At 40.9% G+C, this 15,840-nt stretch carries 13 protein-coding genes; 6 read left to right on the top strand and 7 right to left on the bottom strand.

Annotation, left to right across the window (positions count from 1 at the left end; genetic code table 11):
* Nucleotides 1-325 precede the first annotated feature (325 nt).
* Nucleotides 326-1,018 (top strand): tetratricopeptide repeat protein, encoded by a 693-nt coding sequence (locus ORQ98_RS19310; RefSeq protein WP_274690455.1) that lies wholly within the window; start codon nucleotides 326-328, stop codon nucleotides 1,016-1,018.
* Nucleotides 1,019-1,359: 341 nt separating this feature from the next.
* On the opposite strand, the gene ORQ98_RS19305 is transcribed toward ORQ98_RS19310, so the two are convergent.
* The 6 genes from ORQ98_RS19305 to ORQ98_RS19280 form a co-directional block, all read right to left on the bottom strand.
* Nucleotides 1,360-2,088 (bottom strand): intradiol ring-cleavage dioxygenase, encoded by a 729-nt coding sequence (locus ORQ98_RS19305; RefSeq protein WP_274690454.1) that lies wholly within the window; start codon nucleotides 2,086-2,088, stop codon nucleotides 1,360-1,362.
* Nucleotides 2,089-2,905: 817 nt separating this feature from the next.
* A complete protein-coding gene (locus ORQ98_RS19300) occupies nucleotides 2,906-4,324 on the bottom strand; it encodes an efflux transporter outer membrane subunit (RefSeq protein WP_274690453.1) in 1,419 nt (472 codons plus the stop codon).
* Entirely contained in the window at nucleotides 4,321-7,479 is a 3,159-nt protein-coding gene (locus ORQ98_RS19295; RefSeq protein ID WP_274690452.1) for an efflux RND transporter permease subunit, read from the bottom strand. Before ORQ98_RS19295 ends, ORQ98_RS19300 begins: the two co-directional genes overlap by 4 nt.
* A 22-nt stretch (nucleotides 7,480-7,501) precedes the next feature.
* Nucleotides 7,502-8,728 carry an efflux RND transporter periplasmic adaptor subunit gene (locus ORQ98_RS19290; protein WP_274690451.1) on the bottom strand — a complete coding sequence of 409 codons (1,227 nt, stop codon included), beginning with the start codon at nucleotides 8,726-8,728 and terminating at the stop codon, nucleotides 7,502-7,504.
* A gap of 213 nt (nucleotides 8,729-8,941) precedes the next feature.
* A complete protein-coding gene (locus tag ORQ98_RS19285; protein WP_274690450.1) occupies nucleotides 8,942-10,210 on the bottom strand; it encodes a sensor histidine kinase in 1,269 nt (422 codons plus the stop codon).
* Between the two features lie 8 nt (nucleotides 10,211-10,218).
* Nucleotides 10,219-10,893 carry a response regulator transcription factor gene (locus ORQ98_RS19280; RefSeq protein ID WP_274690449.1) on the bottom strand — a complete coding sequence of 225 codons (675 nt, stop codon included), beginning with the start codon at nucleotides 10,891-10,893 and terminating at the stop codon, nucleotides 10,219-10,221.
* Between the two features lie 693 nt (nucleotides 10,894-11,586).
* Here ORQ98_RS19280 and ORQ98_RS19275 point away from each other — a divergent pair.
* Complete coding sequence (locus ORQ98_RS19275) at nucleotides 11,587-12,726, top strand: ABC transporter substrate-binding protein (protein ID WP_274690448.1); 1,140 nt, start codon at nucleotides 11,587-11,589, stop codon at nucleotides 12,724-12,726.
* A 198-nt stretch (nucleotides 12,727-12,924) separates the two neighbouring features.
* Here the strand turns inward: ORQ98_RS19275 and ORQ98_RS19270 are convergent, their stop codons facing one another.
* On the bottom strand, nucleotides 12,925-13,359 hold the full coding sequence (locus tag ORQ98_RS19270) for a hypothetical protein (protein ID WP_274690447.1): 435 nt from the start codon (nucleotides 13,357-13,359) through the stop codon (nucleotides 12,925-12,927).
* Nucleotides 13,360-13,669: 310 nt separating this feature from the next.
* Between ORQ98_RS19270 and ORQ98_RS19265 the strand changes: the two genes are divergently transcribed.
* From ORQ98_RS19265 to ORQ98_RS19255, 4 genes are all read left to right on the top strand, one after another.
* Nucleotides 13,670-13,837 carry a hypothetical protein gene (locus ORQ98_RS19265; RefSeq protein WP_274690446.1) on the top strand — a complete coding sequence of 56 codons (168 nt, stop codon included), beginning with the start codon at nucleotides 13,670-13,672 and terminating at the stop codon, nucleotides 13,835-13,837.
* 435 nt (nucleotides 13,838-14,272) lie between these two features.
* Nucleotides 14,273-14,536, top strand: a complete 264-nt coding sequence (locus ORQ98_RS19260) for a hypothetical protein (RefSeq protein WP_274690445.1) — start codon at nucleotides 14,273-14,275, stop codon at nucleotides 14,534-14,536.
* 463 nt (nucleotides 14,537-14,999) lie between these two features.
* Complete coding sequence (locus ORQ98_RS29640) at nucleotides 15,000-15,272, top strand: zinc-finger-containing protein (protein ID WP_425347697.1); 273 nt, start codon at nucleotides 15,000-15,002, stop codon at nucleotides 15,270-15,272.
* Nucleotides 15,273-15,603: 331 nt separating this feature from the next.
* The gene (locus tag ORQ98_RS19255) at nucleotides 15,604-15,777 is read left to right on the top strand and encodes a hypothetical protein (RefSeq protein WP_274690444.1); all 174 of its coding nucleotides are present in this window, start codon (nucleotides 15,604-15,606) and stop codon (nucleotides 15,775-15,777) included.
* Nucleotides 15,778-15,840 lie beyond the last annotated feature (63 nt).

The raw sequence follows: 15,840 nt of genomic DNA, 5'->3' as shown, positions 1-15,840 counted from the left end.
AAAAATGCGAAGAGCCAGAACTTGAAATTTACGACAATATTATAGGCCAGCTTGTTTGGAATGGAGATCAAGAGTCGTGGGAAAGCACATACAATGGTGTTTATTAGTCTATTAGAAAAAACCACTAAAAATGAAACAAAATATCATGCTATCCTGCCACATAACTTCTTTTCAATCAGATTTTAAATCACTTATAAGCTGTAGTAGTGCCTCTTATTCAATATCAATATAGCTCAAACAATACGATTCCATTAAAATAATATTAGATATTTACCTAAGTAATGTCACATAAAAAATACATACCCATCACACAAAAATAAATATCATGAATAAACTATTAATTTTTATTTCAATATTACTAATCACTTCATCTATATATTCACAAGAATCAAAAACTTTGGATGAGCTGTTGATCAAAGCAAACAGCGGTGATATTCAGGCCCAGATGGAGTTAGGAAATCGATATCGATTAGGATTAAAGGGTGTTGATATTAACCTTAAAAAAGCAGCAAAATGGTATCTTCTCGTAGCTCAACAAGGAGCTATGGAAGGCCAATACAATGTTGCATTAATGTATAGACGAGGTTATGGGTTTAAGCAAGATGATAAAAAAGCTGTTTACTGGTATCGCAAAGCCGTAAAAAATGGGGACCCTAGATCCATGAATAACTTAGCATATATGTATGAACATGGAATAGGAGTTAAAAAGGATATCAAAATGACAGTTTCTCTTTACGAAAAGTCTGCTAATTTAGGTTATAGAATAGCACAAAATAATATTGCATTTATTTATGAATCAGGTAAATATGTACCTAAAAACTATAATAAAGCTTTCTATTGGTACACAAAGTCAGCAGAGAGTGGATTTGCACTTTCTCAGTTAAACCTTGGATTTCTTTATGAGTATGGGCTGGGAACTCCACAAAATAAAGATATGGCTATGTACTGGTTTCGTAAAGCCGAAGCTCAAGGAAACGAGCAAGCTAAAAAAGCATTAAGAAGACTAGAAAATAATTAATAAGCAAGCAAAAAGACACCTTACCAAATAAAGGTAGTACATAATCGGGTAAGTGCTGTTCTAGCTGCCTCCTAAAACAAACCAGTGTTATAGTATCACTCATAAAAAATTTGGCTTAGCAGAGGTTGATATATGCTGCCATCATCAATCAGGTGTGGAGTTTGTAATAAATCTACCTTTACTGAATATCTTCGGACGACACGCGATTGGGCAAGAGCTGGCATCCTGCCAGCTCTATAAACACCATATTAAAGTTACGTTTATTGAATAGCATTGAAACTTAATAAACTAAGTACAATAGTTTGAGGTATAACCAACTACTCCGTAGATAATCCTAAAATTTAAGAACTAAGTTTAACACCTATAGTATAAACCGCTTTAAATCCAAAACCGGTGTTATCTTGACCAATTTCAACAAACACATCATTTTTCTTATCTTCAAGCATAGTTAACAGCATGTCATTTTCGTTGTTAGTCACTCTCTCTTTACTCCGACCTGTATAAGCAACATGATTGGTATATATCGATTCATTTATCTCATCAGGAAAATATATTTGACTAGTAACAAGCGTCGCTGCATCTAAAAAAACAGATAAATGAATATGGGTCGCCCGCGTATAATACCAACCAGGATAAATTGTTTGAAAATTAACAAGCCCTTGCCAATCAGTGACCTGAACGCCACGCAAGAAGGTTTCGCCCGTTGTATCAATATCACCACTGTCACCTTGACCCTCATAACCAGAGTAGAGCCCTTGAGCATCACAATGCCAAATATCAACAACTGCGTCGGTAATAGGCTGGCACCCATTTGTACTATCAACAACTCTTAATTCAAGTTCAAGCGGTACACCAGGTTTACCCTCAGTAATATTTCGATGTACCATTCCTGCATCAAAATAATATGGCCCTTCTGGCTGTTCAGGTGTTAAAGTACAGCAAGGATAATACCCAGGCTGCAAAGATGAGCCTTTTAACAACTTACTACTTGCATTACTTGAAAAACTGGCGGCGACCAACGTTGCTGCAGATCCAGCACTTAATCCTTTCAACATATCACGGCGTTTCATATTTCATCCTTAAATTGAAGATTATCACTAAGGTAATTATAAACGAACTACTAGAAAAATTATTTCCTTTTAATTACTCTATCGATAAATGGTGTCACTATATTATCGATGCTTCTGATAAGGCTTTTTTATTATGTAATCATTCTGTTTCTCCTCTAATTAATTATTCAAACTTTATTTTCAACCGCCGGATCATACACTGTAAACTGTCCCATCATTCCTTTATCTTCATGTTATAGTGGTCCATGCGCAAAGTAAGGTAACAACTTTACGCATGGACCACTAGTGAATGACAATGATACATATAAGGTATGTGATGAGTTAGATTTTTAGAACTGTCTGTTCCACTCTGACTTATTTTTAGAGTTCGATATGTATCATAATTAAACTTTACTAAAATTCTGCTTGTATAAAGGGTTGGCGTATTAGGGTCAGGTAATAAATCTGGCAATGGCGCTGTGCCTAATGCTAAACCTGTAGAGACAGCAGTCCCATACTTTAAGAAATGTCTGCGATCCACTGCTAAGCTTCCTTGTTATTTTTTTAGGTTTATTCAGCCTATCTTATTTTTTATTTTTAGAGAAGAATATTTACATTCAAAATACAAACTATAACTTAAAAGACAATATAGCCTCGGCTGCCCTTTCACTACTCGCTAATTAAAAAGCAACTCTGCTTTAGCTTTTTGGCAGCTATAGACATTATTTAATATCAGAAAAACATAAACTGTTAATTAATCAAGTAAAAACCAATAAAACACCTCCTTGTGCAAACAAGACACCCACGATTATGAGTATCTTGTTTTTTTAACTACAGACTATGTATTAGTCCCACCCCCCAGCACTTTAAATAACGTCACTCGATTGCTGTATTCAGTTAGTTGCAGCTGAATTAACGCCTGCTGAGCACTATACAGCTGTCGTTGTGAATCCAAAGCATCAAGGTAACTGTCTAAGCCATTACGGTAGCGAGCATTGGATAAGGTATAACTCTGCGAATTAGCTTTAACCAGGGCTTTTTGTGCTTTTAGTCGTTCATCCAATGATCCACGCACGGCTAAAACATCAGCGACCTCTTTAAATGCAGTTTGAATCGTTTTTTCATAGTCAGCCACCGCAATATCACGTTTTACTTTAGACTCTTTTAGTGAAGCACTTAAACTCCCAGCATTAAAAATGGGTATACTAATACTCGGCGTAAATGACCAACTGCGATTACTGCTGCTAAATAAGTCATTTAATTGATTGCTGCTACGCCCGGCAGATGCCGTAAGAGAAATAGTAGGGAAAAAAGCTGCACGGGCTGCTCCAATATTGGCGTTAGCTCCTTTTAAGCTATGTTCCGCTGCCAATACATCTGGGCGCTGTAATAGCACACTTGATTTTAAATTGGCGGGGATTGGTGCTAGTGCAATCGTTTTCTCCAATTTTACTGTGGGTAACAGATTATCCTTCAGCTGAGTACCTACCACTAATTCCAGTGCATTACGATCCTGAGCAACTTGTGCTTTGTATGTAGCGACATCAACGCGGGCCGTTTCCACACTGGACTGAACCTGGGCCAAGTTCAGTTTTGAGGCTATGCCCTGGCTGTACATTTTTTGGGTTAGTTTCAGGGTTTCTAACTGGCTATTAAGCGTTTGCTGAGCGAGGGCTTGTAATTGCAGATTTGTCGCTAACGTCAACCAATTATTTGCCACTTCAGCAATTAAACTTAAGCGAGTGCTGCGCTGGGTTTCCACTGTTGATAAATAGCTCTCCAACGCCTCGTCTTTTAAACTGCTAATCCGTCCGAACAAATCCAGCTCATAGTTGCTAAAACCAATGCCAGCCTCATATTGGTGACTGATGGTAGCACTATCACTACCATTCGTAGGCGTTCGTGATGCTGTTTTGCTACTGCTTACTGATATAGACGGCCATAGTTCAGCTTCTTGAATTCCATATTTAGCCCGTGCTTGCTCAATATTTAGCAAGGCAATCCGTAAATCACGATTGTTAGTTAACGCTAGATTAATTACCTGGCGTAACTTGCGATCTTGAAAATAATCTTGCCACTTAATTGCAGCCACTGTTTTATGGGTAGCAACGGCTGATGAGTTTTGCTGTGCAGCTTTAGTATCACGCCATTCTGCAGTTACAGGTGAATCAGGCTGTTGGTAATCTGGGGCTAAGCTGACACACCCAGCCATGGTTAATACAGGTATTAAAACACAGATTTTTTGCAGTGGTTTCATACTTCAGCCTCCTGGCTATACAGCGCTTCTTTCTTAGGCTGCACTGCAGCTTTTTCTCCTCCAAATAGGGAGCGGATAATCACATAAAATAACGGTACAAAGAAAATACCAAACAAGGTAGAAAACAAGGTTCCGCCAAGTACTCCAGTGCCCAACGCATGACGACCACCTGATCCCGCACCAGAACTTAACACCATCGGTAAAACACCCAGTAAAAAGGCTAACGAGGTCATGATAATTGGGCGTAACCGCTGATGAGCCGCTTGCAATACCGCCGATATTAAAGACTCGCCTTTTTCTTCCAGATCTTTGGCAAACTCAACAATCAAAATACCGTTTTTCGCTGCCAGCCCCATGGTGGCCAATAAACCAACCTGGAAATAAATATCGTTGGATAAATCACGTAACCAAGTGGCAGCCAGAGCACCTACAATACCGACAGGTACAGCCAGTATGACTGAAACTGGAATTGACCAGCTTTCATAAAGTGCAGCCAAGCACAAGAAGACGAACACCAGTGATACGGCATAAAGCAAAGTGGCTTGCGACCCGGCCGCCTGCTCTTGATAAGACATATCCGACCAGGAATAGCTGATACCATCAGGCAGCTGGCTTACCAAACTGGCAATTTCATTCATCGCATCACCAGAGCTCACCCCAGTTATTGCACTGCCGGTAATTTCCATCGACTCAGTGCCATTAAAACGGTTCAGCACTTGTGGTTTGTAATCCCAGTGGCCATTAGAGAAGACTGAAAATGGCACCATTTTTCCTTCACTATTTCGCACATACCAGCGGCTAATATCCTGAGGCAGCATTCGCGAAGAAGCCTCCCCCTGTACATATACCTTTTTAACCCGACTCTTGTTAATGAAGTCATTAACATAGTTACTACCTAGTACGGTTGATAAGGTATCGTTGATATCTGAAGACGAAAGCCCCAGCGCACCCGCTTTTTGATCATTGATATCCAATTGATACACCGGCGAATCATTCAGCCCGTTGTAGCGAACAGCGGTGAGTTTTGCGTTATTGCCTGCCAATTGCAGTAGCTGATTTTTTGCTGCAACCAACGCTTCATGGCCATTACCACCTAAGTCCTGCAGCTGCAAAGTAAAACCAGAGCTGGAACCTAAGCCTGAAATAGCGGGTGGAGTCAGTGCAAATACCTGAGCATCTTTAATGGTTGCCATCATTGCCCCAGTAATTCGGCCCGCAATTTCCTGAGCAGACGCTTCTCGCTCGCTCCAATCCTTGAGCTTAATAAACGCCATACCTGCGTTTTGGCTACTACCGGCAAAGCTGAAGCCAGCCACATTGAAGATGCCTTCAACCTCTGGCTGTTGCATTACAAATTCAGCCACTTTGTCCATGCTTTTCAGGGTACGCTGCTGAGTGGCACCGACTGGAGCGTTATACATCACCATCAACATGCCCTGGTCTTCTTCTGGCAAAAATGAGGTAGGCAGGCGCACAAACAGTAATCCCATAATGCCGATGATGCCTAGGTAGACCAGCATGCTTGATTTACGATAGTGAACAACATGCTTTACTCCATTACGATAGCGGTTGGTGCTACGGTCAAAGCAGCGGTTAAACCAAGCAAAGAAGCGACCTAATGGCCCTTTGCTTGAGGTATGGCCGCCTTTCTCAATAGGCTTCAGAAAAGTGGCACACAGCGCTGGGCTTAACGTCAATGCAACTACCACAGAAAGCAACATAGAGGCAGCAATGGTGACTGAGAACTGACGATAAATTGCACCTGTAGAGCCTTCAAAAAAGGCCATTGGAATAAATACGGCAGTTAATACCATGGCAATGCCGATTAACGCCCCAGTAATCTGCCCCATGGATTTGCGAGTAGCCTCTCGTGGTGATAAGCCCTCTTCAGACATTACCCGCTCGACGTTTTCCACCACTACAATGGCGTCATCCACCAATAGGCCGATGGCGAGTACCATACTGAACATGGTTAAGGTATTGATGGAGTAACCTAGTAGCGCCAATACGCCAAAAGTACCTAGCAATACCACAGGCACCGCAATGGCAGGGATCAAGGTCGCACGCCAGTTTTGTAGAAACAGAAACATGATCAGCACAACCAGCCCGATCGCTTCCATTAAGGTTTGCACGACTTCTTCAATAGAGATTTTTACAAAGGGTGTCGTGTCGTAGGCAATCGTGTAACTCAAACCATCGGGGAAATAAGGTTCAAGGGTTTTGAGCTTAGCTTTAACTGCCTCAGCAACATCCAGCGCATTAGCACCTGTCGCTAGCTCCAATCCCATACCTGAAGCAGCTTTACCATTAAACTTGGCTGAAGTTGAGTAGCTTTCAGAGCCTAGCTCTATGTTGGCGACATCACTCAAATAAACTGTAGCACCACTAGTATCAGACTTAAGAACGATAGATTCGAATTGCTCAACGGTTTGCAGCTTGCTTCGCGAGGTAACCGTGGCATTCAGCTGCTGGCCATTAATCGCTGGTAAATCACCTAATGCGCCTGAGCTAACATCAGTATTTTGTTGTGAAATAGCCGTGGTAACATCAGAAGGCATCAGGGTGTATTTGCGCATTTTTTCCGGGTCAAGCCAGATCCGCATGGCGTACTCTGAGCCAAACACCCTAACATTACCCACACCGTTAACTCGGCTGATTGAATCCTGCAGACTGGATACCATATAGTCAGCAATGTCCGTATCCGTCATGCTGCCGTCATCGGAGGTAAACGCCAACACCATAAACATGCTGCCACCGCCAGACTTGGATACTGTCACCCCTGAGTTTTTCACTGCATCCGGCAGCATCGACTCAGCCTGAGATACCTTATTTTGCACCTGCACCTGTGCCGTATCAGGGTCTGTACCAGAAGCAAAGGTTAGGGTAATGCTTGAGCTACCTGATGAGCTACTGCTGGATGACATATAAAGCAGGTTATCCAGCCCTGTCATTTGCTGCTCAAGAATTTGGGTAACCGAGTTTTGTACAGTTTCTGCAGAAGCACCGGTATAGGTGGCACTAACAGAAACCGCGGGTGGTGCGATGTCTGGATATTGTTGCAGCGGCAAGCTGAAAATCGACATCAGGCCACCCAGCATGATGGCAATCGCAATTACCCAGGCAAATATCGGTCGGTCTATAAAAAAACGGGCCATGACTACTCCTCCTGGCTTCGGGCTACAGCGTTAGCTGGCTTTCATTGGCTGTATCTGCGGTTACTGCCTTGCTTTCAGCTACATTTAAGTCCTGCTGAACTTCTTCCGCTTGAACAACCTGCCCTGTTCTTACCTTGTGCACACCTTCCACAATCACGCGCTCACCAGCCTTAAGTCCGGAGCTAACCAGCCACTTGTCTTTAACAGCCTTACTGGTTTCCACCACGCGCTGCTCTACCTTATCGTCAGCAGAAACAACCCATACGGTTGCTTCACCCTTAGAGTTACGGGTAACCGCTTGCATCGGTACTAACAATGCTTGCTCATCAACCCCCACATACAGAGTGGCATCAACGTACATACCAGGTAACAGCTGGTAATTTGGGTTAACAAACACGGCTCTTAACTCCATGGTTCCGGTGGTTTCTTCAACTGAGTTACCCACAAATTCCAAGGTGCCGGTTTCGCTATAGGCAGTACCATCCTCCAGCGTTAGCTTCACCTGAACCTTTTCTTCTTTTTTCAGTTGGCCAGATTCCAATTGACGCCTTAATTTCAGTCCTTCAACACTGGAAAAGCTCAGGTCAACATTTATAGGGTCTAACTGGTTGATGGTGGTCAGTGCACTTGTCTGGTCCGCAGTAACTAATGCCCCAGGCGTTGCCGCTGACTTACCAATACGACCAGAGATAGGTGCTTTAATCTGAGCATATTCCAGATTAATTTCTGCTGTTTTTAGCTCAGCCTCATAGGCTACCACGGCTGCTTGAGCCTCTCTTAAGGTAGCAACTGCCTCATCTTTATCCTGCTTGCTCACCCCGCCTATTTTGGCCAAACGTTGATAGCGCTCCGCCTTTGGCTGGGCAGACTGCACTGCGGCTTTTGCTTGAGCCAGCTTTGCTTTTGCATTGTCATAGGTTGCTTGATAGGTAGCAGGGTTTATTTGATAAAGCACCTGGCCTTCCTCAACATCCTGCCCTTCCTTGAACAAACGCTTTTGCAAAATGCCACCCACTTGCGGGCGAACATCCGATGTTTGGTAAGCCTTAGTGCGACCAGGTAACTCAACAGTTACTGCGTGTTGTTGGGCTTCCAACGTAACTACGCTCACTTCAGTAACAGGCATAGAGGATGGCTCAGCAGCTGAAGATGAATCCTGTTTTGAGCAACCACTTAATCCAAGCAGTAACAGAGACAAAAAAAACAGTTGGCGGCGACTGCCGAAACCAGTAAAAAAACTAAAAGGCATGAGTAATATCTTCTATAAATAACGAAAAATTAATGCAGGGTTGGCAGCTAAATAGCTCAACTAAGGAGTTATACTTATCAACCTTGCATAACTACTAATACAAGAAAAACCTTTTAACACGGTTTTTCAGGCTTATGGCAAAACTTTACAAAAATGTGGGTTAAAGAAGGGTTAAAAAAGATTAAAACATAAGTTTTTATTGGCGCCTCATATTTAAATAGAGTCAGGAAAAACTAGGGTGACAAAATGGCCGTTGCCCTGTTGCTCATTTTGGTAATGCCAACCTAACCGCTGACACAGCCGATTTGTTAACTCCAGACCTAAGCCAAAACCAAGATCTTCCTTTTCTGTTTCAACACTTTGCTCATTAGTAATCTGCACCCTACCTTGCTTTTGCTGAATATTCACTTGACCTTCCCAAGTATGCTGAAAGGCATTACGAATAAGATTACCCAGTACAATACGCGCAGCTGCCTCTGGCAAATACAGGGTGTAAGGCTGTGTTTCGATATGGACATCGACTTGCTTTGACGACAATAAATAACGCATATCATCCACCAAGTGTTGAATAACTTCATCAAGCCGGCATTCCGTCATTGGTAGCTCATCAGCCCGGTCATGGTGTAACCATAACAAGGTTTCAGTTAAATATTTCATGGTCAAGCTGGCACGATCAATACGGTTTATAGCAGCCTCGTAATGCTGTTGGTTTTTCTGCGCATCCAGTTTTTTTAGTAGCTCGACATTACTGCAAATCGTTGTGATTGGAGTACGAAGTTCATGGCTGGTATGACGAAGAAAGCGCTGTTCGCGCTCTGTACTTTCTTGCACTGACTTTAAATTAGTTCGAATTAATTCAGCAAAGGCATTCAGCTCAGGGTAGCTAAAATCGGGGGTAGACTGATTAAGCTTGTCCGTGGCCAGCGTACGAGCCCACTGACCAAGACGAGCAATTGGCTGCCCTATTCGCCAGCTTAATAACCAAATTATCAGCGCCAAAGAAAGCGCACTCAATATACTGATGGTAACCAGCGTTTGGAAATCACTGGTTATATTTTCCAACGTTAAAGCTGATGTGGTATTTCGAGAAACACTATAAGACACATAGCCTTTTTGGTTTTGGTCAAGGAAGTGCAAGAGAAATAATATCCTCGGCGGCCCTTCAGCTTCATCATGATGAAATTTATACAACACATTAGGTTGCACCTCAGATGAACTAAACTGATCTCTTACTTCACTAGGCAAATCAGACCAGTCAGTAGTAATAAAATAATTTTGAAACTGCTTAGGTTGGTTGATACCTGTTTTAGCGATTTGTTTTAGGTGATAGCGGCCAACTTGCTCCATATTAGCAGTAACAATATTATCCATCCCCTCGATTAAATAGCGTGCTGTTAGGAATGAATAACCTACAACCAGAATTAACCCTTGCACTAGGAAAACTAACACTACCAGCCACTTTAAACTAAGTCCCCGTTTCATGTTGCTTCCTAACCTTTATCCGCTTTGATTGCAAACCCCTGCCGGGCAATCGTGTGTAGCAAAGGTGTATCGAAGGGCATATCAATGGCTTTGCGCAAGTGAAATAAGTGTACTTTAAGGCTATTACTGTCGGGTATTTCATCCCCCCACAGCGCTTGCTCCAGTTGCTGGCGTGATACCACTGAGGGCGATGCACGCAATAGCGTTTCCAGCAAAGTCCAACAAGTGGGTGATAGTTTAATAGGCACCCCTTGACGTATAAGAGTCTTGGTGGTGAGATCCATTTGTAAATCACCACAACTCAACACACGTACTTGCCCGCTTCGCCGCTTAGCTAATGCACGCACTCTTACCACCAGCTCCTGAATAGCAAAGGGCTTTACCAGGTAATCATCAGTACCTGCATCAAAGCCTAATAACTTGTCACTGATTTTATCTCGGGCAGTCAACATCAAGACTGGCGTATCATCTCCTGAGGCTCTCACACGCTGACAAACAGCCAAACCGTCTAACCGGGGTAAATTAAGATCCAATAATAAGGCGTCGTAGTGGTTTTGCGAAACAAGCTCAAGTCCTGCTATACCATTGCTGGCATAGTCACAACGAATGTTTTCCAGCTCTAAATACTGAATCACAGTGTCGGCTAAATCCCGGTCATCTTCCACTAGTAATACGGTTAACATGCTTTTTCACTATCTCTCAAATCAGAGCAAACAGACATCTATAACAAACTTTAGCCCGAGTTATTTTAAAGCCCTAGTAGGCTCTATGAACAGGATAGGCCCAAAGCCTTGTTATTTCTGAAGTGACTGTATAGTGGAAAGGGTTAAGGAAGGGTTAAATGATTCATGATAGGTATATCAGTGAACAATCAACCCAAATAATACAGGGCTTACAAGAGATATCGATCACGGCGGGCAACTTCACACTGGATACAGCCTTTAGGATTTGCGAGTTAAAAAATCAAAAAAATTATTCTGTTTTTTGTAGGAAAAGAGCTAGAGGATTTTATACAAGCGGACAACCCTTTCGAATATTGGGGCAAAAACTAATGATTAAATGCCTATGTTGGCTGTCATGCTCGCAACCTGAAGTATGGTAATGACGGCACAGTGCCACTTGCAAGGCTTGCAAAGAGGGGTGTTTGATGTAGACCAATATCGCCAGGTTATACGGTTGAGCAGAGAATTTTAAAAAGTCTTTGTGCTTAGCGAAGTACCCTCAGTTAAATAATATTTTTTAGCTCTGGACAGAGCAAAGGGTTTGTTTTGTCTGGAGCTTGAGCAGAGAGATTGTAAATTGTTGAGCTAATATAAAGCTAACGTGAGTTAAGTATCATTGTAACTAATTGTTATATTAATTAAGTTGAGGGAAAAATGAACGCATGCAGATCTAAAGTACGGAGAATACTTTCTATTTTAATCGTCCTTTTCAGCTTATCTGTATTAGCTAAAGAAAGGCCATCTGTTGTTTTTGTTAATCCTGGAGTATCAACAGCCACTCACCATACAGGCGGCTTTTGGTTTAATGTAGCATCATTTATGCAAGCTGCTGCCGATGACCTTAATATTGATCTTGAAGTGCTGTATGCAGAGCGCAATCACATCGCTTTACATCGATTGGTCAGCGAGGTTAGTTCTCGTTCAAATAAGCCAGACTATCTTTTAGTTGTAAACGAAAAGTTACAGGGACTAAAACAACTTAAGATAGCTTTGGCTGCAAATATCAAAACGTTTATGGTTTTAAATACACTGAGCCCTGATGAAGTTTTGAGGTTTGGTGGCCCAAGAGACAAGCACCCCAACTGGATAGGTTCTTTAGTACCAGATAATTACTTTGCAGGGAAACAGATTGCTCGTGCTGTTATACAAGCAGCTCAGAAGCTCGAAATCAATGCTGGTAGGAAAGTTGAAATCATTGGACTTGCTGGAGACTTTGCTACACCTGCTTCTTTACAAAGAACTCAGGCGTTAGAAGATGCTGTATTGGATCACCCTAATATTGAGCTTAAACAAATATTTACGGCGCGTTGGTCTCGTAGGGAATCCAAAGAAATAACCTTTAGAGCGTTTGCACGGTATCCAAATATAAGCGCGATTTGGGCTGCTAATGATCCCATTGCACTTGGTGCTATGGAAGCAGCAATTGAATCCTCTAAAATACCTGGTAAAAAAGTAATTATAGGCGGGTTAAACTGGGACAAACCGGCTTTGGATAAAATTCAGGATGGCTCTTTGCTGATAAGCATGGGTGGGCATTTTATGGTTGGTGGTTGGGCCATAGTGATGTTGTATGATTATCACCATGGCCATGATTTTGGCCCTGAAAACCCCCAGGTTAAAATGCGAATTTTTGATAAAATAGAGCAGAAAAATGTGGGGAAATATCTAAACCATTTTAGTAATAAGGACTGGGGGAAAATAGATTTTAGTCTATTTTCGAAGATCAAAAACCCAGCTATTAAGGAGTACTCTTTTACTCTTAAAGAAATAATGACGCAATTAGATAATGACTGAAAGAAGCTGCCTTATATTCTAATTAGGGCTTTAATTATTTCAAATAAAAGGAATACGTATTACCGTTTTTGACATACTACGAGTTTCCGTCAAAATACTGTACCTTAAGTACGTTAGAGTGACTACTATTAAAAATAATATTTTAGTAACCCCACCTTGACCCTTGGCCAGCGGCAGATCAATGGCTATATAAGTTGATTACTCCTGAAAGCTCACTTTTACTCCAATACCTGGCATTTTTAATAATGATTTATCAAAGGTTAGATCTCGATAGTGGATATTATTTGAGTGCCCAGTGCCGCTGCCGGGGGGCTGATTTTGTAGTGATTTTCCGCTGGAATCTACTAATATAGGTTTGGAGAGACTTTTAATTGTCGCTTCATTTCCCATAATGAAGAGTATAATTTTATCTTCGTATCCGTCAAAAATGAACTTTACAAGATTGGCTTTAATGCCTTTTTTCTTCATTTTGGCATTGCTGTAGGCTTTATCAGGTGTTATGGACGAGTGAATAGGCAATGGCTTTAAGGGGATATTAATAGAGTCAGCAACACTAACACAGGGTGTTAGTGTAAAAAGGATAAACAGTATCTTTATAAAAACACCTGAAGCATAATATGTTAAATTTTTCATTGCAATTCCAAGTTCTAAGCAAGTAGTTATTGGCAATTATAAATATTGTATAAAAACAATATTTCCAACAAAGTAAAAGTTAGCACAAAGTTCAAAAAAATAAACATAGGTTGCTTTAGCAAGCTACACAAATAAGCGGTTGCACTTGTTTCCAGGCAAGGTTATAGCGTGACTGAAGCAGCTAACTAAATCAAGTCACTGGTCATTAGCCAATATCCTTTACCACTGGCAAGATGAATATGAACAGTAACAACAAGGTAAATCCCTATTATGTGACGTTCATTAATTGTTATGTGTAAGCGATAGAAAGATGGATCAATACTCAAAAATTATAGAAAGCAATGATGACGCTGAAAGATGGGAAGATCCTGTTGATTTTAATTACAAAGTCGAGCAACAGGAATTTCTTTCTGCTAAAGATAGACTTCAAAGTGCTTTACATAGAAAGTTTGAGTTATGCCTTAGCTACTATGATTAAAGGGCTGCATGGATATATCTAGCAAAATCTGCCTAGTAAACCGAAAGCAGATAAAAAAGCTCCAAGTAAATATCCAGTACCTATAAAACAGGGAATAATTAAGGCGAAAAAAAGGCCTAAATATTTAATTTTCAACTTGGTCTTAGTTTCACTAAGCATTACCCGAGAAATAAATATAGTTAAAAAAACCGATACTATGGCAGAAATTACAATAAATACTTCAAAACTCATTAATTTTAAATCTCATGTAATCAAGTTGTGTAGCAGTATAAAAACTGATTAGCCAAAATTAAAATAACTCTTTGATTTTTGCGTTAACTACCATGAATAAATAGGGATAAGGGTATGGATGAAGGTAGTTAAACAAACCCAAAAATATTTGATCTCTAGCTTATTGAGCTTTTAAATTAGTGATAACCGATATTAGGTCCGAACATGCTAAATGCGAAATATTGGATGAATAAAAAAACTGGAAAACCAATAATATATTCAAATTCTTTACCTTTCTTGCTCTTAGATGAAGCTAATTTAATTATAAGTGCGGTAAAAATAACTGATACTGTGCTGGCAGCAAGAAAGATAAAAACGATGATCGTCAACATACTACAAACCACTCTAACTATGTTGCGATGCAGTATAAAGATTGATCAGCCACAAGTCAAACGATTGTTTGACTCTGGCTTTAGGTACCATGAATAAAGGCATGTGGGGCATTAATGGTCGATAAAGAGTATGAGCGACGACGGCAAGAAGCAGACAAAAAACTACAGAAAATAACTAAGAAGTACCAAGCAAAACATTCTATAAAATCAAAAATATTATTTTTCCTCGAATTAATTTATCACAAATTAGCCAGAGAACCAGCAGAGTATTAACTATGGAATTAGAAAATACTATTTCAGTTGAGCGAATAAATAGAAATAAACAGTTGTGGTTAGATAGGGTAGGCAGCCGGTTAGTCATGATCATCACCCAGGACAACCAATTCGTAAGCCTTCATGATACAGGGTTTACAAGGAATATCGATCACGGCGGAAACTTTACATTAGACACGGATTTTCGAATTAAAAAACAAGAAAAGTTATTCTGTTTTTTTTGTAGGTAAAGAGTTAGAGGGATTTATACAAGCGGACAACCCTTTCGAATATTGGAGCAAAAACTAGTGATTAAATGCCCATATTGCAACAGAGAAGCAAAGCTAGTAACTGGCAATGTTATTTACCCACACAAGCCAGCGTTAAGCGCTAAATACTTTTGGCAATGTGCGCCATGTGACGCCTATGTTGGCTGTCATGCTCGCAACCTAAAGTATGGCAATGACGGCACTGTACCACTCGGAAGGCTTGCAAATAGGGAGCTGAGGAAGGCTAAGGGCTTGGCGCATGTATACTTTGACAGGGCCACGCCTCGCGACCTATGGCCTATCAGTGGCTAGCGGCAAAGATGGGGCTAAGCCGCGAAGAGTGCCATGATGTTGAGCAGTGTAAGAGGGTTGTAGAGCTGAGTAGAGAGTTTTAGGGGTTAGGGTGTGAACAATCAAAGCCATAGAACGCGAGATAAGCAGGCTGCAAAGGCGTTGGCGGGTTATACAAGATAATATCAATAATCATTGCAACCGACGGATGTTTGAAGAAAAGAAGGTTAAAAGGATTGATATTGCTAAAGAGACGAATAAGCAAGTTAAAATTGAATTCAAAATAAAAGATTTAGAAAAAGAACTGTTTCACTTGAGAGTAATTTCTAGCAATTAACCAAAGGAGTAAACCATGAATTCCAAGCATGATTGTAGAGTACTAGCACAGCAATGCTTACAGCACTATATCAATAACTCATCATGTGAAAATGTCGATGAAGTAATTAAAGCAATACAAGAGCATTTGGTAATAATATTTATGACGTTATTTTGCGCAGCAAAAGGGAATGCCAAAATATACCCATAACGAATCATTTTTAGGTGTAACTGAGTACCTAATCTGCAAACTCAGCTAATCCATTACCCATGA

This window comes from Spartinivicinus poritis (genome assembly GCF_028858535.1).
GTDB lineage: Bacteria > Pseudomonadota > Gammaproteobacteria > Pseudomonadales > Zooshikellaceae > Spartinivicinus > Spartinivicinus poritis.
This window is presented reverse-complemented; position numbering and strand designations above follow the sequence as displayed.